At 64.0% G+C, this 22,652-nt stretch carries 18 protein-coding genes and 2 rRNA genes; 13 read left to right on the top strand and 7 right to left on the bottom strand.

Translation table 11 applies throughout. From position 1 onward, the window contains the following. The first annotated feature begins 230 nt into the window (after positions 1 to 230). The 3 genes from AC3FKG_RS03335 to AC3FKG_RS03325 all read left to right on the top strand — a co-directional run bounded on the left by AC3FKG_RS03335 (position 231) and on the right by AC3FKG_RS03325 (position 4,560). Positions 231 to 3,111: ribosomal RNA gene (locus tag AC3FKG_RS03335) — 23S ribosomal RNA — on the top strand. 126 nt (positions 3,112 to 3,237) lie between these two features. Continuing rightward, a 5S ribosomal RNA gene (gene rrf / locus AC3FKG_RS03330) occupies positions 3,238 to 3,351 on the top strand. Between the two features lie 291 nt (positions 3,352 to 3,642). Beyond that, positions 3,643 to 4,560 (top strand): DUF3047 domain-containing protein, encoded by a 918-nt coding sequence (locus tag AC3FKG_RS03325; RefSeq protein WP_483709462.1) that lies wholly within the window; start codon positions 3,643 to 3,645, stop codon positions 4,558 to 4,560. Between the two features lie 4 nt (positions 4,561 to 4,564). Here AC3FKG_RS03325 and AC3FKG_RS03320 read toward each other — a convergent pair whose 3' ends face one another. Both AC3FKG_RS03320 and AC3FKG_RS03315 read right to left on the bottom strand, forming a co-directional pair. Beyond that, on the bottom strand, positions 4,565 to 5,593 hold the full coding sequence (locus AC3FKG_RS03320; protein WP_488742403.1) for a DUF2891 domain-containing protein: 1,029 nt from the start codon (positions 5,591 to 5,593) through the stop codon (positions 4,565 to 4,567). Positions 5,594 to 5,608: 15 nt separating this feature from the next. Further along, positions 5,609 to 6,802: a M20 aminoacylase family protein gene (locus tag AC3FKG_RS03315; protein ID WP_483709459.1), complete on the bottom strand. Its 1,194-nt coding sequence runs from the start codon at positions 6,800 to 6,802 to the stop codon at positions 5,609 to 5,611. Between AC3FKG_RS03315 and AC3FKG_RS03310 the strand changes: the two genes are divergently transcribed. From AC3FKG_RS03310 to AC3FKG_RS03285, 6 genes are all read left to right on the top strand, one after another. After that, entirely contained in the window at positions 6,792 to 7,091 is a 300-nt protein-coding gene (locus AC3FKG_RS03310) for a hypothetical protein (RefSeq protein WP_483709458.1), read from the top strand. The two genes, AC3FKG_RS03315 and AC3FKG_RS03310, sit on opposite strands and share 11 nt — an antisense overlap. 34 nt (positions 7,092 to 7,125) lie before the next feature. Next, positions 7,126 to 8,712 carry an ABC transporter substrate-binding protein gene (locus AC3FKG_RS03305; protein WP_483709456.1) on the top strand — a complete coding sequence of 529 codons (1,587 nt, stop codon included), beginning with the start codon at positions 7,126 to 7,128 and terminating at the stop codon, positions 8,710 to 8,712. A gap of 110 nt (positions 8,713 to 8,822) precedes the next feature. Beyond that, positions 8,823 to 9,800 (top strand): ABC transporter permease, encoded by a 978-nt coding sequence (locus AC3FKG_RS03300; protein ID WP_488742402.1) that lies wholly within the window; start codon positions 8,823 to 8,825, stop codon positions 9,798 to 9,800. A 3-nt stretch (positions 9,801 to 9,803) separates the two neighbouring features. Beyond that, complete coding sequence (locus AC3FKG_RS03295; protein ID WP_488742401.1) at positions 9,804 to 10,718, top strand: ABC transporter permease; 915 nt, start codon at positions 9,804 to 9,806, stop codon at positions 10,716 to 10,718. 15 nt (positions 10,719 to 10,733) lie between these two features. Further along, positions 10,734 to 11,732, top strand: coding sequence for an ABC transporter ATP-binding protein (locus AC3FKG_RS03290; RefSeq protein ID WP_483709452.1), 999 nt, complete (start codon positions 10,734 to 10,736; stop codon positions 11,730 to 11,732). Further along, positions 11,729 to 12,787: an ABC transporter ATP-binding protein gene (locus tag AC3FKG_RS03285; RefSeq protein WP_483709451.1), complete on the top strand. Its 1,059-nt coding sequence runs from the start codon at positions 11,729 to 11,731 to the stop codon at positions 12,785 to 12,787. The genes AC3FKG_RS03290 and AC3FKG_RS03285 overlap by 4 nt, the downstream gene beginning before the upstream one ends. 12 nt (positions 12,788 to 12,799) lie before the next feature. Here AC3FKG_RS03285 and AC3FKG_RS03280 read toward each other — a convergent pair whose 3' ends face one another. Continuing rightward, positions 12,800 to 13,978 carry an ABC transporter substrate-binding protein gene (locus AC3FKG_RS03280; RefSeq protein ID WP_488742400.1) on the bottom strand — a complete coding sequence of 393 codons (1,179 nt, stop codon included), beginning with the start codon at positions 13,976 to 13,978 and terminating at the stop codon, positions 12,800 to 12,802. Positions 13,979 to 14,299: 321 nt separating this feature from the next. On the opposite strand from AC3FKG_RS03280, the gene AC3FKG_RS03275 reads away from it, so the two are divergent. Next, on the top strand, positions 14,300 to 16,390 hold the full coding sequence (locus AC3FKG_RS03275) for a molybdopterin-containing oxidoreductase family protein (RefSeq protein WP_488742399.1): 2,091 nt from the start codon (positions 14,300 to 14,302) through the stop codon (positions 16,388 to 16,390). A gap of 28 nt (positions 16,391 to 16,418) precedes the next feature. Next, positions 16,419 to 17,558 carry an aminopeptidase gene (locus AC3FKG_RS03270; protein ID WP_483709447.1) on the top strand — a complete coding sequence of 380 codons (1,140 nt, stop codon included), beginning with the start codon at positions 16,419 to 16,421 and terminating at the stop codon, positions 17,556 to 17,558. Positions 17,559 to 17,719: 161 nt separating this feature from the next. Here AC3FKG_RS03270 and AC3FKG_RS03265 read toward each other — a convergent pair whose 3' ends face one another. Beyond that, on the bottom strand, positions 17,720 to 17,959 hold the full coding sequence (locus AC3FKG_RS03265) for a hypothetical protein (protein ID WP_488742398.1): 240 nt from the start codon (positions 17,957 to 17,959) through the stop codon (positions 17,720 to 17,722). Between AC3FKG_RS03265 and AC3FKG_RS03260 the strand changes: the two genes are divergently transcribed. After that, a complete protein-coding gene (locus AC3FKG_RS03260) occupies positions 17,958 to 18,593 on the top strand; it encodes a TetR/AcrR family transcriptional regulator (protein ID WP_483709444.1) in 636 nt (211 codons plus the stop codon). The two genes, AC3FKG_RS03265 and AC3FKG_RS03260, sit on opposite strands and share 2 nt — an antisense overlap. Positions 18,594 to 18,761: 168 nt before the next feature. Further along, positions 18,762 to 20,444 (top strand): long-chain fatty acid--CoA ligase, encoded by a 1,683-nt coding sequence (locus AC3FKG_RS03255; RefSeq protein WP_488742397.1) that lies wholly within the window; start codon positions 18,762 to 18,764, stop codon positions 20,442 to 20,444. A gap of 72 nt (positions 20,445 to 20,516) precedes the next feature. Here the strand turns inward: AC3FKG_RS03255 and AC3FKG_RS03250 are convergent, their stop codons facing one another. The 3 genes from AC3FKG_RS03250 to AC3FKG_RS03240 form a co-directional block, all read right to left on the bottom strand. Then, on the bottom strand, positions 20,517 to 20,966 hold the full coding sequence (locus tag AC3FKG_RS03250; protein ID WP_488742396.1) for a hypothetical protein: 450 nt from the start codon (positions 20,964 to 20,966) through the stop codon (positions 20,517 to 20,519). Further along, positions 20,963 to 21,466: a MarR family winged helix-turn-helix transcriptional regulator gene (locus tag AC3FKG_RS03245; protein ID WP_483709441.1), complete on the bottom strand. Its 504-nt coding sequence runs from the start codon at positions 21,464 to 21,466 to the stop codon at positions 20,963 to 20,965. Before AC3FKG_RS03245 ends, AC3FKG_RS03250 begins: the two co-directional genes overlap by 4 nt. A 99-nt stretch (positions 21,467 to 21,565) precedes the next feature. Then, positions 21,566 to 22,567 carry a Bug family tripartite tricarboxylate transporter substrate binding protein gene (locus AC3FKG_RS03240; protein ID WP_488742395.1) on the bottom strand — a complete coding sequence of 334 codons (1,002 nt, stop codon included), beginning with the start codon at positions 22,565 to 22,567 and terminating at the stop codon, positions 21,566 to 21,568. Positions 22,568 to 22,652 lie beyond the last annotated feature (85 nt).

Below are 22,652 nucleotides of genomic sequence, written 5' to 3'. Positions count from 1 at the left end.
TTGCCAAGCGATCGCGGGTCTGCCCTGCGAATCGGCTGTTCTTTAACAATATGGGATGTAGTAAAGGTGTCGCGCGAGCGTTGATGAGACGCTGCAGTAACCAACGCGATACCGGGTTGTGATTGTATCAACCAAAATGTATTTAAGTGATCGAAAGATGACTTGGAATACGGCACAAATGCGAGAACTCACCTGTAGCGAAGGGTCTCACTGAGACACACTCGTTATAGGGTCAAGCGAACAAGTGCATGTGGTGGATGCCTTGGCGATCACAGGCGATGAAGGACGCGGTAGCCTGCGAAAAGCTTCGGGGAGCTGGCAAACAAGCTTTGATCCGGAGATGTCCGAATGGGGAAACCCGGCCCGAATGGGTCATCCCTGGCTGAATACATAGGCCAGGGAAGCGAACGCGGCGAACTGAAACATCTAAGTAGCTGCAGGAACAGAAATCAACCGAGATTCCCAGAGTAGTGGCGAACGAAATGGGAAGAGCCTTGTACTCTTTAGCAGTGTTGTTAGCAAAACGGGATGGAAAGCCCGGCCATAGCAGGTGATAGCCCTGTATGCGAAAACAGCGTTGTGGAACTAGGTGTACGACAAGTAGGGCGGGACACGTGAAATCCTGTCTGAAGATGGGGGGACCATCCTCCAAGGCTAAATACTCGTGATCGACCGATAGTGAACCAGTACCGTGAGGGAAAGGCGAAAAGAACCCCGGGAGGGGAGTGAAATAGATCCTGAAACCGCATGCATACAAACAGTCGGAGCCTGGAAACGGGTGACGGCGTACCTTTTGTATAATGGGTCAGCGACTTACATTCAGTGGCAAGCTTAACCGATTAGGGCAGGCGTAGCGAAAGCGAGTCCGAACAGGGCGTTCAGTCGCTGGGTGTAGACCCGAAACCAGATGATCTATCCATGGCCAGGTTGAAGGTGCGGTAACACGTACTGGAGGACCGAACCCACTAACGTTGAAAAGTTAGGGGATGAGCTGTGGATAGGGGTGAAAGGCTAAACAAATCTGGAAATAGCTGGTTCTCTCCGAAAACTATTTAGGTAGTGCCTCGTGTCTCACCTTCGGGGGTAGAGCACTGTCATGGTTGGGGGGTCTATTGCTGATTACCCCGCCATAGCAAACTCCGAATACCGAAGAGTGCAATCACGGGAGACAGACATCGGGTGCTAACGTCCGGTGTCAAGAGGGAAACAACCCAGACCGCCAGCTAAGGTCCCCAAATATAGCTAAGTGGGAAACGAAGTGGGAAGGCTAAAACAGTCAGGAGGTTGGCTTAGAAGCAGCCACCCTTTAAAGAAAGCGTAATAGCTCACTGATCGAGTCGTCCTGCGCGGAAGATGTAACGGGGCTAAGCTATATACCGAAGCTGCGGACGCACAGCAATGTGCGTGGTAGGAGAGCGTTCCGTAAGCCTGTGAAGGTGTCTTGTAAAGGATGCTGGAGGTATCGGAAGTGCGAATGCTGACATGAGTAGCGATAAAGGGGGTGAAAGGCCCCCTCGCCGTAAGCCCAAGGTTTCCTACGCAACGTTCATCGGCGTAGGGTGAGTCGGCCCCTAAGGCGAGGCAGAGATGCGTAGCTGATGGGAAGCAGGTTAATATTCCTGCACCGTCGTATGATGCGATGGGGGGACGGATCGCGGAAGGTTGTCCGGGTGTTGGAAGTCCCGGTCCCTGTAGTGGAGAAGGCGCTTAGGCAAATCCGGGCGCGTAATTCAAGGCTATGGGGCGAGCGGCCTAGTGCTGCGAAGCAATTGGAAGTGGTTCCAAGAAAAGCCTCTAAGCTTCAGTCATACGAGACCGTACCGCAAACCGACACAGGTGGGCGAGATGAGTATTCTAAGGCGCTTGAGAGAACTCGGGAGAAGGAACTCGGCAAATTGGTACCGTAACTTCGGGATAAGGTACGCCCTGGTAGCTTGACTGGCCTGCGCCAGAAGGGTGAAGGGGTTGCAATAAAATGGTGGCTGCGACTGTTTAATAAAAACACAGCACTCTGCAAACACGAAAGTGGACGTATAGGGTGTGACGCCTGCCCGGTGCCGGAAGATTAAATGATGGGGTGCAAGCTCTTGATTGAAGTCCCGGTAAACGGCGGCCGTAACTATAACGGTCCTAAGGTAGCGAAATTCCTTGTCGGGTAAGTTCCGACCTGCACGAATGGCGTAACGATGGCCACACTGTCTCCTCCCGAGACTCAGCGAAGTTGAAGTGTTTGTGATGATGCAATCTCCCCGCGGCTAGACGGAAAGACCCCATGAACCTTTACTGTAGCTTTGCATTGGACTTTGAACCGATCTGTGTAGGATAGGTGGGAGGCTTTGAAGCGTGGACGCTAGTCTACGTGGAGCCGTCCTTGAAATACCACCCTGGTTTGTTTGAGGTTCTAACCTTGGCCCGTGAATCCGGGTCGGGGACAGTGCATGGTAGGCAGTTTGACTGGGGCGGTCTCCTCCCAAAGTGTAACGGAGGAGTTCGAAGGTACGCTTGGTACGGTCGGACATCGTACCTAAAGTGCAATGGCAAAAGCGTGCTTAACTGCGAGACCGACAAGTCGAGCAGGTGCGAAAGCAGGACATAGTGATCCGGTGGTTCTGAATGGAAGGGCCATCGCTCAACGGATAAAAGGTACTCTGGGGATAACAGGCTGATACCGCCCAAGAGTTCATATCGACGGCGGTGTTTGGCACCTCGATGTCGGCTCATCTCATCCTGGGGCTGTAGCCGGTCCCAAGGGTATGGCTGTTCGCCATTTAAAGAGGTACGTGAGCTGGGTTTAAAACGTCGTGAGACAGTTTGGTCCCTATCTGCCGTGGGCGTTGGAATCTTGACGGGGGCTGCTCCTAGTACGAGAGGACCGGAGTGGACGTACCGCTGGTGTACCTGTTGTCTCGCCAGAGGCATCGCAGGGTAGCTATGTACGGAAGAGATAACCGCTGAAAGCATCTAAGCGGGAAACTCGCCTGAAGATGAGGATTCCCTGGCGGCTTGACCGCCTTGAAGGGTCGTTCGAGACCAGGACGTTGATAGGCTGGGTGTGGAAGCGCAGTAATGCGTTAAGCTAACCAGTACTAATTGCCCGTAAGGCTTGATCCTATAACCAGTGTGTTTTAGCCTGGTGAGAGAATCGCCTGTGCCGTGCGTTGACAAGCACAACCCAAGACTACAGAACTACATCCCGAATTGGTGAGGTTGACCGCGTCAGCCTCACAACCCCTTATGCCTGGTGACCATAGCGAGTTGGAACCACCCCTTCCCATCCCGAACAGGTCCGTGAAACGACTCCGCGCCGATGATAGTGCGGATTACCCGTGTGAAAGTAGGTCATCGCCAGGCTCTTACAACGCAAAACCCCTCGACAGCATGTGCTGCGAGGGGTTTTTGCTTTGGCGGCCGGTGCCATAAGCACGATCCCGCCAACCTCTGATCGTTTCCGGCTGTTGTTTGCCTGCGATTGAGGGTACCGGAGTATTACGGGCGTGCACCGCTTCTGATAACGTCCATCCCAAGTCCGGGGCTAACCGGGATGAAGCAGTCTGCCGCGCGCAAAACGCGGCAAGCAGTACGTAATACAAAGGCCCGCTGCAAAGCAGCAGTGCGGGCGGATTTCCGGAAGCAGGGGGTCACATGGCGGCCAGGACGTATCGGCTTGTATTGACTGGCGTGGCGGTCGCGCTGACGTTGGCGGGATGCGCATCGACGCAGGTCAGTCCGCCTCCAGACCCCGCATCGATGGCGGCCGCTTCCTCCATCGATTGCAAGGTCTTCGCGGCACGCGCCGCGGTGGACGCAAAAGGCCCTGCCGATGTGCCGGTGGCCGATGCAATGACTGCCGCAAACGAGCAAGCGGTCGAGGCGGAAGCCGGCGATGATGGCGATGCCGCGCCCCCTCCGCTTCTGGCGAGCCTCCCAAGGTTTTCCGCTGCACCCCTGCAGAACCGCCTCCCAGTCGGCTGGCAACCCTGGACAATCAACCGCAATAAGATCCCGACACGCTATACGCTGGCCGAAGTGGATCAACGCGTCGTCGTCCACGCCCAAGCGGACAGTTCCGCTTCCGGCCTCTACGTGCCCTTGCGCGAACGTGATGCCGGCATGGTGCGCTGGACCTGGAAAACCAACGGCATCATCCGCAACGCGGACAACGGCCAGGGCAATCGCGAAGATTCTCCGCTGCGGCTGTTTGTCGCGTTCGACGGCGACAGGAGCAGCCTGTCACTGAAGGATCAGCTCATGTACGAAATGGCGCGTCTGACGACGGGCCGTGAAATGCCGTACGCAACGCTGATGTATATCTGGGGCGGCAAGCGCCCCGAGGGCTCGGTCCTGCCTAATCCCCATACCGATCGTGTCCGCATGATCGTCGTGGATAGCGGCACGAAGCACGCCAATGAATGGCGTTGTCACGAGCGCGACCTGCGCGCCGACTACCGCAAGGCCTTTGGCACGGACCCCGGCCGGGTCATTGCCGTCGGCATCATGACCGATACCGACAACACCCGCAGCAAGGCCGAGTCCTGGTACGGCGATATCGCGCTGGACTAGATGGTCATGGGCCGCCAACCGGTTCGCTGAGCGCCAGCACCGCGAACGACGCAAGCCAGTGCGTCGCGACATAGCCGCCACCAAAGGCCTGCGGCAGCGAGGCTTCGATATGGTCCGACCAGGCGCGTATCGCCAGCGGCCGCAAGTCCTCGGGCAAGGCTGGCTCAAGCATGCGCCAGCACCACGCCCGTGACAGGTTGAGACCGTCGAGGTGCGTCATCTTCGGGTCGGTGCGATCGGCGACCGCCACGGGTGTCAGCCAGTTCGCCAGCTCCGTGCGCGGCGGGGCGAACAGCTCCCACCATTCGGCAAAGGCGCATCCGTCCATAACGGCGTGCATCAGCACAGCCTCCGTCAACCCGCCCGAGAGGAATTCATCACCGCCAGGTTCATAGCGGGCAGGGTAGCGCTGATCGTGGCCAAACCAGCGATGCGCGCGCCGGACAATGGCCCGGCGCAGCGCGTGATGCTGGTCCGTGCGCGCATAATAGAGCGCCATGATCAGCGCAAACGCGCTGTTGAAGTGCGTGCCGGTACGGACCGGGAAATCCGCCACATCGAGATAGTCGACAAGCTGCTGCGCCAGATGCCGTGCCAGCGGCGCACAGCATTCGGCCCATCGGGCCGCCTGCGCATCGTGCGCGCCGGCGGACTGCAGCTCTCCCTGCAACCGCAGCAGCCAGGCCCAGCCATAGGGCCGTTCGAACGTGCGCGACGCCGGCCGCTGGAAGTACGCCAGCTCTGCTTCCATTGCCTCGGGCCGAAACTGACGGTCCAGCGTAGTCCTGATCCGCGATGCCTGGTCAAGGTCGGGCCAGATCGACAGCAGGCGGACCAGCATCCAGTGCATATGCACGCTGGAGTGCCAGTCATAACTGCCACAGAACACTGGATGCAGGACGCCGGGGTCGAGTGGCTCCCCAGGCCCTGTCATCATGTGCTCCAACTTGTACGGATAGCGGCGCCCGACATTCTCCAGCGCCACCCGGGCAAAACCCTCCGCCGTATTTCGATCGAGTGCGATGCGCGCCATGGCTGTCGTGCTCGCTCAGGCCGGTGCCAGCCATTTTTCCACCAGCCTGACAAAGAAGGTCGCCCCGACGGGTAGCAGCTCGTCGTTGAAGTCATAGCTGGGGTTGTGCAGCATGCACGGCCCCATGCCGTGGCCCGATTCGCGGTGCGCGCCGTCGCCATTGCCAATGAACAGATAGCAGCCCGGTTTCTCCTGCAGCATGAAGGAGAAATCCTCCGCGCCCATCGTCGGCTCGACGTCGGCATCGACGCTTTCGGGGCCAACCAGCGCGGCGGCCACGCCGGCTGCAAATTCGGCTTCCGCCGCACTGTTGATGGTCGGCGGATAGTTGCGGTGGAATTCGTATTCGACCGAGCAGTCGAAGGCCGCCGCCACTGCCCGCGAGACTTCCCCCAAGCGCCGCTCGATCAGGTCGAGCACCGGCAAGGTAAAGGTGCGTACGGTGCCCCCAATCCAGGCCTGGTCCGGCACGATGTTGGTTGCATCGCCGGCATGGAACTGCGTGACGGAAATCACCGCCGTGTCGATCGGCCGCTTGTTGCGCGTGATGATGCCTTGCAGCGCCGACACGATCTGCGCGGCGGTGAACACGGGATCATTGCCGTTGTTCGGCATGGCCGCATGCGCGCCCTTGCCGCGCACGACGATGCGGAATTCGTTGCTCGATGCCATCAACGGACCGGCGCGGGTGCCGAAGGCGCCGACCGGCATGCCGGGCCAGTTGTGCATCCCGAATACGGCATCGCAAGGGAACCGCTCGAACAGGCCGTCCTTGATCATCTCGCGCGCCCCGCCGCCGCCTTCCTCGGCCGGCTGGAAGATCAGGTTGACCGTGCCATCGAAGTTGCGGTGCTCGGCCAGATAGCGCGCCGCGCCGAGCAGCATCGCCGTATGGCCATCGTGGCCGCAGGCATGCATGCGGCCGTCATGCTGCGAGCGGTGGCCGAAGGTGTTGGCCTCCTGCAGCGGCAGCGCATCCATGTCGGCGCGCAGGCCGATGCTGCGCTGGCCGTTGCCCTGGCGGATCACGCCGACGAGGCCGGTCTTTCCCAGTCCACGGTGGACTTCGATGCCCCAGGATTCCAGCGTGCGCGCGACCACGTCGGCGGTGCGCTGTTCCTCGAAGCACAGCTCGGGATGCGCGTGGATGTCGCGTCGGATCGTGCGGATTTCGGCTTGCGCCTGCAGGATTTCAGGGATGAGCTTCATGGTGCAGGAGCCGGTGCGGCTGGCGGTTGGATACCCCCGATCATACGATGCCCGCACCGAAAGCGCCAAAGCGCGCCGGTTCGCGCCCCGCGTGACGCGCAAGGACGGCATCGCAATGGCGCAGTGCAATACAGGTGGGTGGGTTTCCCCCAATGCCCGGTTTCGTTGGCTGCTGGAACAGTTCATGCTTGAAGTGCCCGGCCGGCAATACCGTCGTCACCTGATGCCCGACCGCACCAGAATGCAGCTTCCCTGGAGGATGGCTGCGCGCGCGCATTGCCGATCCTAACGTCTGCTTCACTTGTCCCTGGGAGAATTGCGCGATGTCCCTTCGCACATTCAAGAAGGCATTTGGTGCTGTCGCGGTAGCCGGGGCCATGAGCCTTGCGCTGGCCGGCGCAGCGCAGGCCGCTGATCTCAAGCTGGCCATGAGTTCGCCGCCAACCTCGATGGATCCGCACTTTTACAACCTGTTCTCGAACATCAACGTGTCGGAGCACGTCTTCGACTCGATGATCAAGATGGATCCCGACAGCCGCATCATTCCCGGCCTGGCGGAGTCCTGGAAGATGATCAACAACCTGACGTGGGAGTTCAAGATCCGCCAGGGCGTGAAGTTCCACGACGGCTCCGAGCTGACCACCGAAGACATTGCCTGGTCGCTCGATCGCCCGGCCACTATCCAGAACAGCCCGGGCAAGTTCGACGTCTACACCAAGGCGATCATCAACAAGAAGATCATCGACAAGTACACCATTCAGCTGACCACCAACCAGCCGTATCCGCTGATGCTGAACGACCTGACGTCGATCTTCATCGTGCAGAAGAAGGCGACCCAGGGGCTCAGCTCGGATGACTTTGCACAAGGCAAGGGCATGGTCGGCACGGGCCCGTTCAAGTTCGTCAGCTACGCGCGCGACGATCGGGTCGAACTGGTGCGCAACAATGATTACTGGGGACCGAAGCCCGCCTGGGACAAGGTGACGCTGCGCTTCATTCCCAATCCCGCCACGCGCCTGGCCGCGCTGCTGTCCGGCGATGTGCAGGCGATCGAGAACGTGCCGACGCCGGATCTGCCGAAGGTGCGCAGCGATCCCAAGCTGTCGTTCTTCTCGAAGATCTCGCACCGCGTGATCTACCTGTACTTCGATGCCAAGCGCGACAAGTCGCCTTACGTCACGACGAAGGACGGCCAGCCGATGGACAAGAACCCGCTGAAGGATGCGCGCGTGCGCAATGCCATCAGCATGGCCATCAACCGGCAGGGCATCAAGGACCGGCTGATGGAGGGCCTGTCCGAGCCGACCAACAACCTCGTGCCGCCCACGCTGTTCGGCTATAACCCGAACCTCAAGACCGTCAAGTACGACCCGGAGGGCGCAAAGAAACTGCTCGCGGAAGCCGGCTACGCGAACGGCTTCGGCGTGACGCTGCACACGCCCAACAATCGCTACGTCAACGACGAGAAAATCGCCCAGACCATCGCGCAAAACCTCACGCGCATCGGTATCGTGACGAGGGTGGAAGGCATGCCTATGGCCACGTATTCGTCCAAGGGCATCAAGCACGAATGGTCGTTCGGTCTGCTTGGCTGGGGCGCCCAGACCGGCGAAGTCAGCTCGCCGCTGCGCGCGCTGCTGGCGTGCGAGGACAGCAAGAAGGGCTTCGGCACGACGAACTGGGGCCAGTACTGCAACCCGAAGATGGACGTCGTGCTCGAGAAGGCGCTGTCCACCGTCGATGACGGCGAGCGTTCCAAGCTTCTGCAGGAGGCCACCGCCATCGCCATCCACGACGGCGGTATCATCCCGATCCACCAGCAGGTGACCACCTGGGCCACGCAGAAGGGCATCGTCTATGTACCGCGTACCGACGAACGTACCTATGCGCACAACTTCAAGCCGCAATAAGCGGCGCCGTCCGGTCGCCTGCGGATAGTCATCGCGGCAACGCGCATCATGCAGGCTGCGCCAGGCACGGGCGCGGCCTGCAACGGTGTGCGAAAGGATAGTGGTCTGACATGCTGGTCTTTATCATCCGGCGGCTGATGCAGAGCGTGGTCGTGCTCTTCATCATGTCGCTGCTCGTTTTCCTTGGTGTCTTTGCCATCGGCAATCCCGTCGACCTCCTGATCAATCCGCAGGCGGACCAGGAAGATATCCGGCGCACCATCGCCGCGCTCGGGCTCGACAAGCCGCTCTGGGAGCAATATCTCGTCTTCCTGCAGAATGCGTTGCACGGCAACCTGGGCACTTCGTTCGCGCACGGCACGCCCGCGCTCAAGCTGATCTTCGAGCGCATGCCCGCAACGATGGAGCTTGCCGTGTTCGCGATCCTGCTGGCCATCGTGCTCGGTATTCCGCTTGGCCTGTGGGCCGGCCTGCGCCCCAACGGCATCGCGGGCAAGTCGATCATGACGGTGTCGATCCTCGGCTTTTCACTGCCCACCTTCTGGGTCGGCCTGATGCTGATCATGGTCTTTGCCGTGCAGCTCGGCTGGCTGCCCTCGAACGGCCGCGGCGAGACCGTGCGCGTGCTTGGCATCCCGCTGAGCTTCCTGACCGTCGATGGCATCCGCCACCTGATCCTGCCGGCAGTGACGCTGTCGCTGCTCAATATCGCGATGGTGATCCGCCTGACGCGCGCGGGCACGCAGGAGGCCATGCTGCAGGACTACGTGAAGTTCGCGCGCGCCAAGGGCCTGTCCAACGCTCGCATCGTCGGCGTGCACGTGCTCAAGAACATCCTGATCCCGATCGTGACCGTGATTGCGCTGCAGTTCGGCTCGATCATCGCGTTCGCGATCGTGACCGAATCGATCTTCGCCTGGCCCGGCATGGGCAAGCTGATCATCGATTCGATCCAGCTGCTCGACCGACCCGTGATCGTCGCGTACCTGATGGTGATCGTGACGCTGTTCATCCTGATCAACCTGGCGGTGGACATTGTCTACAGCATGCTCGATCCGCGCGTGCGCATTGCCGACAACAAGGGCTGAACCATGACTGCCGCCACCGCAGACCAAGCGAAGACCGCGCGCGAGCAGACGCCGCTGCGCCGCTTCGCCGCCGAATTCCTGTCCAGCAAGATTGCCGTCGCGGGGCTGATCACGCTGATCGTCATCATCCTGATTGCCCTCTTCGCGCCTTGGCTGGCGCCGCAGAACCCGTATGACCTGGCCACGCTGGACGTGCTCGATGCGCGCCTCGCGCCCGGAGAGCAGGCCGGCAATGGCATGACGTTCCTGCTCGGCTCCGACGAGCAGGGTCGCGACATCCTGTCCGCGGTCATGTACGGGCTGCGCATCAGCATCGGCGTGGGCGTGGTCAGCACGATCATCGCGCTGTTGCTCGGCGCCACGCTGGGCCTGCTTGCGGGCTTCCTGGGCGGACGCACCGAGGCTTTCATCATGCGCGTGGCCGACCTGCAGCTTTCATTTCCGCCGATCCTGCTGGCGCTGATCCTGCTGGCGTTCCTGCGCCCCGGCATCGGCAATATCGTGATCGCGCTGGTCGCCGTCCAGTGGGCTTACTACGCGCGCACCACGCGCAGCGCGGCGCTGGTGGAACGCCGCAAGGAATATATCGAGGCCGCCACCTGCCTGGGCCTGCCGCCGGGGCGCATCATGTTCCGGCACCTGCTGCCCAACTGCCTGCCGCCGCTGATCGTGATCGCGGCGCTGCAGGTGGCATCGGCCATCACGCTCGAGGCGACGCTGTCATTCCTGGGGCTGGGCGTGCCGATCACCGAGCCTTCGCTGGGCTCCCTGATCGCCAATGGCCAGCAGTACATGCTGTCGGGCAAGTACTGGATCAGCTTTTTCCCGGGTATCGCGCTCGTCGTGACCATCGTCGCCATGAACCTGGTGGCCGACCAGTTGCGCGACGTGCTGAACCCGCGCCTGCAGACGCAATAGGGAAGGGAGTGCAACATGGCACAACCAACCCTGGTAGTGGAACACCTCAAGACGCAGTTCTTCACGCGCGGCGGCATTGCCAAAGCCGTGGACGACGTGTCGTTCACCGTCGGCCGCGGCGAGATCATGGGCCTGGTCGGCGAATCCGGCTCGGGCAAGTCGATGACGGGCTATTCGATCATGGGCCTGATCGACCCGCCGGGCAAAGTGGTCGACGGCCGCATCGCGCTGACCAGTCGCGACGGCGTCACGCGTGACCTGCGCGCGCTCACGCCCGCGCAGCAGCGCGACGTGCGCGGCAACCGCATCGCCATGATCTTCCAGGACCCGATGATGACGCTGAACCCGGTCCTGCGCATCGATACGCAGATGATCGAGGCGGTGATGGCGCACGAGCGGATCAGCAAGGCCGCCGCGCGCGAGCGCGCCCGCAATGCGCTCGCGCGCGTGGGCATTCCGTCGCCGGACGAGCGGCTGCTGGCGTATCCGCACCAGTTTTCCGGCGGCATGCGCCAGCGCGTGGCGATTGCCATCGCGCTGCTGAACAAGCCCGACCTGATCATTGCCGACGAACCCACCACGGCGCTCGACGTGACGATCCAGGGCCAGATCCTCTACGAGATGCAGACGCTATGCCGCGAATCGGGCACGGCGCTGATCTGGATCACCCACGACCTGTCGGTCGTCGCGGGCCTGGCCGATTCAGTGTGCGTGATGTATGCCGGCAGGATCGTCGAATCCGGAGACGTGCGCCAGGTGCTGGAACATCCGGAGCATCCCTATACGCACGGGCTGATCGGCTCGGCACCGTCGCGCAACCCGCGTGGTGCGCCGCTGAAGCAGATCCCCGGCATGACACCGTCGCTGCTGAACCTGCCCGGCGGCTGCTCGTTCCGCGAGCGCTGCCCCTATGCCACCGAGATCTGCAAGACCGAGCCACTGCTGGAGACCGCGGCCGACGGCCGGCGGCTGCGATGCTTCCATCCGGTGATGTCCCGGCAGGAGGCCGCATGAGCGAAACGGACCTGGATACCCCTGCCATGACCGACAGACCATCGCAGCCGGCTACGCCGCCGGCACCGCTGCTGGCACTGCGCGGCGTTTCGAAGCGCTTCGTCAAATCACTGGATACCGCGGCGCGTATCGCCAACCTGTTCGGCGCGCGGGCTCGCGAAGAGGTCGTGCACGCAGTCGACCGGGTCGACCTAAGCATCGGGGAGGGCGAGGTGGTGGGGCTCGTCGGCGAGTCCGGGTGTGGCAAGTCCACGCTGGGCCGCATGGCGGTCGGCCTGCACACGCTGACCGAAGGTGAGCGGCTGTGGCGTGGCACCAACCTTGACCACTTGCCGCCGGAGAAGCGCCGCGAGAAACAACTCGCGATCCAGATGATCTTCCAGGACCCGTATGCGTCGCTCAATCCGCGCTTGCGCGTGATCGATATCGTCGGCGAGGCGCCGGTCGTACATGGCATGGTTGCGCGGGGCGAGCAGAAGGCCTACGTGGAAGACATGCTGGTGCGCGTGGGGATGGACCCGACCGTGTTGCGCCGCTTTCCGCACCAGTTCTCGGGCGGGCAGCGCGCGCGCATCGGCATTGCCCGCGCGCTGGCGGTGAAGCCGGAATTCCTGGTGTGCGACGAATCGGTGGCGGCGCTCGATGTATCGATCCAGGCCCAGGTGCTGAACCTGTTCATGCGCCTGCGCCAGGACCTGAACCTGACCTATCTCTTCATCAGCCACGATCTCGGCGTGGTCAAGCACATCAGTGATCGCGTGGTGATCATGTACCTGGGCCGCGTGGTGGAGTCGGCGCCGACCGAGCAAGTTTTCGCCGCCCCCAACCATCCGTACACGCAGGCATTGCTGGCGGAAGCGCCGAAGCTGGAAGTCGGCAAGAAGACCTATGTGGCGATCCGCGGCGAGATTCCCTCGCCGCTGCATCCGCCCACGGGCTGCCATTTCCATCCGCGCTGTCCGCATGCGATGCCGCGCTGCACGGCGGAGCAGCCATTGCTGAAGGAGATTGCTCCGGGGCGCCTCTCGGCGTGCCACCTGAACGACATGGCATAGGCTCCGCAACCCTTAGCGAATCACCTGCCCCTTCGAGTTGATGATCGTCATCTCCACGAACTTCGACCCTACGTGGTTTTCGGGCGTGAAGTTGACGATGAAGCCGCCCAGGTCGACATTGCGCATGCCTTCCAGCGATGCCACCAGCCGTTCGCGCGTCAGGTCCTTGCCCGCGCGGCGCAGGCCCTCCGTGAACGCCTTGGCAGCGATGAAGCCCTCGATGCCGACGTAGTCGAATTCATCCGGCTTGCCGGTCGCCTGCAGCAGGCGCAGGTATTCACGCACCACCGGCAGCGTGGCGTTGCCCGGGTGCGGCATGACCTGCGAGATGATCACGCCGCTGCCCTGCGGGCCGAGTTCGCGCGCCAGCGCCTGCGTGCCGACATAGGACACGTTGTAGAACTGGCCGGTGTAGCCGCGGCGCAGTGCTTCCTTCACGAAGGCCCCGGCGGTGCGATAGGCACTGATCAGCACCACTGCGTCGGGCTGGGCCTTCATCGTGCCCTGCATGGCATCGCCAATCTCGACGGTGTTGCGCACCACGTTTTCACGCGCCACGATCTGCACGCTGCTGTCCGGCGATGCCTGCAGCGCACGCGCCAGCCCTTCCAGGCCGGCCTTGCCGTAGGCGTCGTCGTTGTAGACCACGGCCACGCGCTTGAGCCCGGTGGTGCGGATCTGGCGGACGATGGCGGCGGTTTCCTCGTTGAAGCCGGCGCGGACATGGAAGATGTTGCGCGCGCGCGGATCGCGCAGCGACTGTGCGCCGCTGTAGGGCGCGAAGAACGGCACGCCGGCCTGGGCCGCGACCGGCAGCGATGCCTCCGCATTGTCGGTGCCCACATAGCCGAACAGGGCAAAGACGTGGTTTTCGCCGATCAGCTTGCGCGTGTTGGCCGCCGCTGTTTCGGGCTCGTTGTAGTCCTCCAGCGTTTGCAATGCGATGCGGCGGCCGTAGATGCCGCCCTGGCGGTTGACGGACTCGAAGTACAGGCGCGCGCCGGCGCCCATCTGCTTGCCGAGTGCCGCGGTCTGGCCGCTGAGCGCCGCCGACTGGCCCAGCACGATGGTGTCGGCCGTCACGCCTGCTTCCGCTGCAATGGCGGCGCCCGATGCGCCGCAAAAGCCAATGGCGCATGCCATCAGCAGGCCGGCGATATGCCTGGCCTTGACCCCGTTCAGATCGGACATGGAACCCCGTTAAAAGTCAGGTTGGATACCTATGCGCCACCCGGGCCGGTCTGCGCCGGCGTCGGGCTCCCAGGGGTCTCCACATGCCTGCGCAAGCCGTTTCCGACTGCGTGGCGATGGGTGGCCCTCAGGACATTTCCGGCCAGGACCGGAACGCGCCGCTGCATCATAATCGAATACAATCCGATCCAGAAACTGCCTCGTCCGCCGCGGGTCTTCCGGCGCCGACAGGCATCGGGCCAACCCCCTCAAGGCCATCGCCGCGACCGACATTCCAGCGCCAGTCTGGCTTTCAACTTCTCGCCCCGCCCCGGAGATTCCATGGCTTCCCGCATCGTCCGCGCCGCCTGTCCGCATGACTGCCCCGACACCTGTGCCTTGCTCGTAACGGTCGAGGACGGCCGCGCCACCAAGGTCAGCGGCGATCCGGACCACCCCGGCACGCAGGGCGTGCTGTGCACGAAGGTGTCGCGCTACACCGAGCGCACTTACCACCCGGACCGGCTGCTGACGCCGATGCGCCGCGCCGGTCGCAAGGGCGAAGGCAAGTTCGAGCCGATTTCCTGGGACGAGGCGCTGGACGAGGTGGCCACGCGGCTCAAGGCCATTGCCGCACGCGACCCGCAGGCGATCGTGCCATACAGCTACGCCGGCACCATGGGACTGGTGCAGGGCGAAAGCATGGCGGCGCGCTTTTTTCACAAGCTCGGCGCCTCGCTGCTGGACCGCACCATCTGCGCGAGCGCCGGGGCCACGGCGCTGCGCTATACCTATGGCGCGAGCGTCGGCATGGACATGGAAAACGTCGTCGACGCGAAGCTGGTGATCATCTGGGGCGGCAACCCGATCGCCTCGAACCTGCATTTCTGGACGCGTGCTCAGGAAGCCAAGCGCCGTGGCGCGACGCTGGTCGCGATCGACCCGTACCGCTCGCTGACCGCCGAGAAGTGCCACCGCCACATCGCGCCGATGCCGGGCACCGATGGCGCGCTGGCGCTGGCCATCATGCACGTGCTGATCCGCGATGGCCTGCTCGACCACGACTACATCGCGCAGCACACGCTGGGCTTCGACGCGCTGCGCGAGCGCGCGCAGGCCTATGCGCCGGCCCGTGCCGCGCAGATCTGCGGCATTGCGGTGGAAGACATCGAATGGCTGGCCGGCCTCTACGGCACGCTGGCCGTGCGCGAGCGCAAGCCGGTGGCCATTCGACTGAACTACGGCATGCAGCGGGTGCACGGCGGCGGACAAGCGGTGCGCGCGGTGGCGTGCCTGCCGTCGCTGGTGGGCGCGTGGCGCCATCCGGCGGGCGGGCTGCAGCTGTCGACCTCGGGGTTCTTCCCGATCAACGAGCGCGCACTGCAGCGGCCAGACTTGCTACCCGGACCGCGCCTGCCGCGCACCGTGAACATGAGCACGATCGGCGATGCGCTGCTCGACGCGGGTAGCCCTGGTCATCCGCGCCTCGAGGCGCTGGTGGTCTACAACAGCAACCCGGTGGCGGTGGCGCCGCAATCGAGCAAGGTGGCCGCAGGCTTCGCGCGCGAAGACCTGTTCACGGTGGTGCTCGAGCAGTTCCGCACCGATACGGCCGACTATGCCGACATCCTGCTGCCCGCGACCACGCAGCTCGAGCACGTGGACGTGCACAAGGCCTACGGGCATACCTACTTCCTGGCGAACAACGCCGCCATCGAGCCGATGGGGCAGGCGCTGCCGAACACCGAGATCTTCCGCCGGCTGGCGCAGCGCATGGGGTTCGACGATCCATGCTTTGCGGACAGCGATGAACAGATTGCCGCGCAGGCCATCGTCCCCGGCGACGCCCGTGCGCAGGGCATTACGTGGGAATCGCTGAAGGCGCAAGGCTGGCAGAAGCTGTCGCTGTCGGCGGCGCCGTTCGCGCATGGGGGGTTCCCGACCGACTCGGGCAAGTGCGAGTTCTATTCCGAGGCCATGCGCAGCGCGGGGCTCGATCCGCTGCCCGACTACGTGGCGCCGTACGAGGCACCGTCTTCCGCGCCCGATCTGGCCGGCAGGTATCCGCTGGCGATGATTTCCCCGCCCGCGCGCAATTTCCTGAACAGCACCTTCGTCAACATCGACAGCCTGCGCGCGACCGAGGGCGAGCCGCACCTGGACATCCATCCCGACGATGCCGCCGCGCGCGGCATCGTCAACGGGGCCCGCGTGCGCGCCTTCAATGACCGCGGCAGCATGCTGGCGCGGGCGCGCGTGACCGACCGTGCACGGCGCGGCCTGGTGGTGGGGTTGTCGATCTGGTGGAAGAAGCTGGCGCCCGACGGCAAGAACGCCAACGAGCTGACCAGCCAGCGGCTGACCGACCTGGGCCGCGCGCCGGTGTTCTATGACTGCCTGGTCGAGGTCGAAGCGTGCCACGAAGCCAGCTAGGCGGTGGCCGCGGTCTCGTGATCCGGTGATGGACTGGAAGCGGGGCCGCCTGCGCGCGGCGGGCATCCTGGTCGCGGCAGGGCTCGCGCTGGCGGTGGCCGGCTGCGATACGGTCGGCTACTACTACCAGTCCATCGGCGGCCACCTTGGCGTGATGGCGCAGGCGCAGTCGCTCGATGAGGCGATCGCCGGCGCGCAGGCCTCAAATGACGCGCGCCTGGCCCAGCGCCTGGCGCTGGCGCGCCGCATCCGCGACTACGCCTCGCGCGAGCTGAAGCTGCCCGACAACGGCAGCTATCGCCGCTACGCCAACCTGCACCGTCCCTACGTGGTCTGGAGCGTGTTCGCCACGCCCGAGCTGTCGATGTCGCTGCACCAGTGGTGTTTTCCGATCGTCGGCTGCATCAGCTATCGCGGCTACTACGCACAGGGCGATGCCGAGCACTATGCCGCCGGCTTGCGCCGCGAAGGCCTGGAAGCCTACGTGGCCGGCATTCCGGCGTATTCCACGCTGGGATATTTCGATGATCCGCTGCTGAACACCTTCGTCTACCTGCCCGAAGGCGAACTGGCCCGCATGATCTTCCATGAACTCGCGCACCAGGTCGTCTATGTGCGCAACGACACGGCGTTCAACGAATCCTTCGCGACCGCGGTGGAAATCGCCGGCGTGGGGCACTGGCTGCACGACGACGCGTCGGACGATGCGCGTGCCAGCTATCGGCTGTACGACAGCCGGCGCCGCCAGTTCCGCTCGCTGCTGCTGGACACGCGCGACCGGCTCGATGCCTTGTACCGCTCGAATGCCAGCGACGAAGCCAAGCGCCAGGGCAAGGCCGAGATCTTCGACAGCCTGCGCAGCCAGTACGCCAGGCTGCGCGTGGAGTGGGGCGGCTACAGCGGCTACGACCGCTGGTTCGACCAGCCGCTGACCAACGCGCAACTCGCCGCCGTGGCCACGTACCAGCAATGGGTGCCCGCATTCACGGCGCTGCTCGATAGCGTGGGCGGCGACTGGACGCGTTTCTATGCCGAGGCGGCCCGCATCGGCGACCTGCCGCCGGACAAGCGCCACGAGGCCTTGCGCAAGCTGGCGCCGCCGGCCGTGAACACCGGCACGCTGAACGCCGAGGAGCGTGCCCCCGGCGACGTCCGTTCCGACCACTGAGCGGGCGCTGTGCCGGCCAGTCGCCCGTCCGTTGTGAACCGCCACGCTCGGCATGCCCAGCGACGCGGCCGCGGGTGGGGTGGCAGGCGAGGTCGGCGCAGCGCTCGAGGTTCAGCTTCTTGACGAAGGACGACACGCCGACGTGGCGCAGCGAGCGCAGGTCATAGTCGACGACGCGCGGGTGGTCCAATCGCCTCGACCGCGCTGTCGACGAGCATCGACGCATTGGTGATCCGATAGTGCTGCACGGTGGCCATGAAAGTCTGCGCGTCCCAGCGCGCCAGCAGTACCAGCGGGACGCCATGGAAGACCGGGAAGATCAGGTGCGCCTGACCGCAGGTGTCGGACCCCGGGGTTTGGAGGGATGGCACGGCCTTGGCGCCGTGCGAGAATTGAAACATGTCAATTGCACCGAAACCCGTAGCGGCGGCCGAAGACGCGCCGGCCCGCCCGCATATCGCCGAGCGCCAGGAAGCCCGTCGCCGCCAGATCCTGGACGCGGCGGCGCAGCTCTTCTACACCAAGGGCTACCCCGGCATGACCATGAACGACCTCTGTCGCTCGCTGGGCGTGACCAAGCCGGCGGTCTACTACTATTTCACGGACAAGTACGAGATCTTCGACATCCTGTGCCGCGAATCGGCACAGACCTGCCTGCCGGTGATCCGCGAGACGGCCGATCCGTCGTTGCCGGTCCGCGAACGGCTGAATGCCTGCCTGCTCGAAATGGCGCGGCGCTGCGTGTCGTGCCATGTCGCCGCCACGCTGAGTTTCCGCGACAACCAGTACCTCAAGCCCGAGACGGTGGCCTGGCTCGACAGCATGGCGCGCGAGTTTTATCGGGACCTCTACACGCTGCTCGAAGAAGGCAAGCGCGAGGGCGTATTCGCGTTCGGCGATGCACGCGTCACGGCGCATTCGATCGGCAGCGTGATCGGCTTCATGTACACCTGGCATCAACCGGGCCGCATGGACCCCGACGTGCTGGCCAGGGAGCTGGCCTCCAACATGATGAAGCTGGTCCTGCCCGCCTGAGTACGGCTTCAGGGTTATCCCGTGGCCGGCACTGTCGCGGTGGCGCATAATCCTCCTGAGCGCTGGCCCGGCCCCTGAGGACTTCATCTAACGTGTTGTTTTCATACGGGGCGCCGTTTAGCATTCCCGAAAAATCGAACGACCATTCAGAAATCAGGAGACGGTGTCATGGACAGGTTTTGGCTGAAACACTACCCGGCCGGCGTACCCGCCGAAATCGATGCCAGCCAGTTTCCCTCGCTTGCGCAGCTGCTCGAGCATTCCTTCCGCACCTATGCCAACCGCCGTGCCTTCGTTTGCATGGACAAGGCCATCACCTACGGCGAGCTGGACCGGATGTCCACGCACTTCGCCGCGTGGCTGCAGTCGCGCGGCCTGCGTCCGGGCGCGCGCGTGGCGATCATGATGCCGAACGTGCTGCAGTATCCGGTGGTGCTGGCCGCCGTGCTGCGCGCCGGGTTTGTCGTGGTCAACGTCAACCCGCTTTATACCCCGCGCGAACTGGAGCACCAGCTCAAGGACAGCGGCGCCGAGGCCATCGTCATCCTCGAGAACTTCGCCACCACGCTGCAGCAGGTGCTGGCGCGCACGCCGGTGAAGCACGTGGTGGTCGCGAGCATGGGCGACATGCTGGGCGGCCTCAAGGGCGCGATCGTCAATTTCGTGGTGCGCAACGTCAAGAAGATGGTGCCGGAGTGGGAACTGCCGAACTGCGTGCGCTTCAACGCCGTGCTGGCGGAAGGGCGCAAGCTCACGCTGCAGCCGGCCACGACCGGCCCGGACGACGTCGCGTTCCTGCAATACACGGGCGGTACCACTGGCGTTTCCAAGGGCGCGGAGCTGCTGCATCGGAACGTCGTGGCCAACGTGCTGCAGTCCGAAGCGTGGATGCAGCCGGCGTTGAACAAGGGCGCGCCGATCGAGCAGGTGGTCACGATCACCGCGCTGCCGCTGTACCACATCTTCGCGCTGACGGTCTGCTGCCTGCTGGGCATGCGCAATGGCGGCATGAGCGTGCTGATCCCGAATCCGCGCGACATCCCGGGTTTCATCAGGGAACTGCAGAAATACAAGTTCCACATGTTCCCGGCGGTCAACACGCTGTACAACGCGCTGCTCAACAACCCGGAAATCAGCAAGGTCGATTTCTCGGGCCTGCGCGTGGCCAACGGCGGCGGCATGGCGGTGCAGGAAGCGGTGGCCAGGCAGTGGCTGGCCAAGACCGGCTGCCCGATCATCGAGGGCTACGGCCTGTCCGAGACCTCGCCTTCGGCGACCTGCAACCCGACCGACAGCACGGCGTTCTCCGGCACCATCGGCCTGCCGCTGCCGTCGACCGATATCGCCATCCGCGATGATGACGGCCGCGACGTGCCACTCGGCCAGCCCGGCGAGATCTGCATCCGCGGCCCGCAGGTGATGGCTGGCTACTGGAACCGTCCGGACGAGACCGCCAAGGTCATGACGCCTGACGGCTTCTTCAAGACCGGCGATATCGGCGTGATGGATGAACGCGGGTACACGAAGATCGTCGACCGCAAGAAGGACATGATCCTGGTGTCGGGATTCAACGTCTATCCGAACGAGATCGAAGGCGTGGTGGCCGAATGTCCCGGCGTGCTGGAAGTCGCGGCCGTGGGCGTGCCCGACACGCACTCGGGCGAGGTGGTGAAGCTCTACGTGGTGAAGAAGGACCCGGCCCTTACCGAGGCGGACGTGATCGAGTTCTGCAAGGAACGCCTGACCGGCTACAAGCGGCCCAAGTACGTGGAATTCCGCACCGAGCTGCCGAAGACCAACGTCGGCAAGATCCTGCGCCGCGAACTGCGCGATACGCGCCAGGCGGCCTGATCCAGGCCCAAGGCAAACGGAACGGCCTCCCTCACGCTGTTGAGGGAGGCCGTTTTGCTTTGCACGCGTGGTTCAGCACTCGTTTGATGGCGCCATGCGCGGTTCGCTGCCGCCGTCCGGGTAGATCAGCCGCACGCAGGCACCCGGCTCCAGCCCGGGCGCGGACGGGGCATTGACCGAGGCGATGGTGCCGTCGAGGGTGCGCACCTTGTATTGGAACAGGTCGATCTGCTGCTGCGGCGGCGGCCGGTTGAACAGCCGCGAGAGGTCGAACGAGAAGCCTACGCCCACGCCGCCTCCGCCGCCACCGCTGCCTCCCACCGCACCGACGCCGACGCCGCCATAGTTGCCGTAGCCGGCGTTGTCGGCGACATCGATGCGGGTCAGGAAAGTCTTTTCGGTGACGCGGCCGAGCTTGATGGTGGCATTGAGCGGCGTGACCTGCGGCGCGGGCGGCGCCGTGTTGCAGCCGGCCAGCACGGTCAGCAGGGCGGCCAGGACCAGTATGCGTGGGGTCTTCATGGCGAAGTCAGGCCGGCCTTGAGCCGGCCAAGCAGGCGGAACAGGGCGCGGCGGTCGGTATCGGCCAGTCCCGCGAACAGTTGCTCGATCCAGTCTTCATGCGCGCGCGCCATGCGGGAAAACGCCTCGCGGCCGGCGGGCGTGAGCCGGATCAGGTAGGCACGCCGGTCGGTAGGCAGGGCTTCGCGCGAGACCAGTCCTTCTTCCTGCAACTGGTCGGTGATGCCGGTGACGTTGCCCCCGGTCACCATCATGCGGCGCGACAGCTCGCCCATCTTCAGGCCTTCCGGATGGCGATCGAGCTGGGCCATCAGGTCGAAGCGGGGCAGGGTGCAGGCGAAGTCCTGGCGCAGCCGGCTGCGGATGTCGGCTTCCACGAGGTTGGTGCAGGTCAGCAGGCGCAACCACAGGCGCAGCGCTTCATGCACGGTGTCGCCGGCGCGGGTTTCCAGGTCGACCGGGGCGGCATCGGCATTGCCGGCGGTGGAGGGATTGGGCATTTCTATGGCAGGTTGTGCGGCCGGGCGGCCCGCTCCGGCGGGCTGCCCAGACATTTGATGCCTCAAGTATATGCCGGTTGGACTGTTCGAACCGCTACCTCAGTCCACCTTGGCCCCGGACGCCTTGACCACTTGGGCCCACTTGGCGGTTTCGGCCTTGATCAGCGCGGCGAACTGCTCGGGCGTGTTGCCGACCGGCTCCGCGCCCTGGGCCTGCAGGCGCTCGCGCACGGCCGGCGAGCCCAGCGCCTTGGCCACCTCATGCTGCAGCCGGCTGATGATCTCGGGCGACGTGCCGGCCGGCGCCAGCAGACCGAACCAGGAGCTGGCCTCGAAGGAAGGAAGGTTCGCGGCGGCGGCGATGGTCGGCACGTCGGGCAGGGCCGGCGATGGCTTCGCGCTGGTCACGGCCAGCGCCTTGAGCTTGCCGGCCTTGATCAGCGCCATCGAGGACGGCAGGTTGTCGAACATGACCTGCATGGTGCCGCCGGCGAGGTCCGTCAGCGCGGGGCCGCTGCCCTTGTACGGGAAGTGGACCATGTAGGTGCGCGTCTGCGTCTTGAACAGTTCGCCCGCCAGGTGGATGGACGTGCCGTTGCCGCTCGACGCCATGTTCAGCTTGCCCGGATTGGCGCGCGCGTAGGCGATCAGGTCGCGCACATTGTTGATCTTGTTCTGCTGGGCGAAGGCCGGGTTGACGACCAGCACGTTGGGCACCGCGGCCACTTCCGTGATCGGCGCGAAGTCCTTGATCGGATCGAACGGCAACTTGCTGTACAGCGACTGGTTGATGCCGTGCGTGCCGACCGTGCCCATCAGCAGCGTGTAGCCGTCGGGCGCGGACTTGGCCACGATGTCGGCACCGATATTGCCGCCGGCTCCGGGCTTGTTGTCGACCACCACGTTCCAGCCGGGCAGTTTCGCCAGCTCGGCCGCCACGGCGCGCGCCAGGATGTCGGTCGTCCCGCCCGCCGCGAAAGGCACCACGAGCCGGATCGGCTTGTTTGGATAGGGATCGGCCGCCATGGCCGCCTGGCCGACCAGTCCGGCCAGGCAGCCGGACAGCAGCAGCGCCATCAGGCGCCGGCGATTGCGTTGCATGGATGTCTCCTCTCTTGTCCGGTGGACTGGTTGGCTGGTGAGGGCATTCTAGTTACTGCCCGTGACCACGCCGATGAGGAAATGC

It is taken from the genome of Cupriavidus sp. 22TCCZM04-2 (assembly GCF_057798895.1).
The sequence above is the reverse complement of the archived record's forward strand: the minus strand, read 5'-3'. Positions and strand labels throughout refer to the sequence as shown.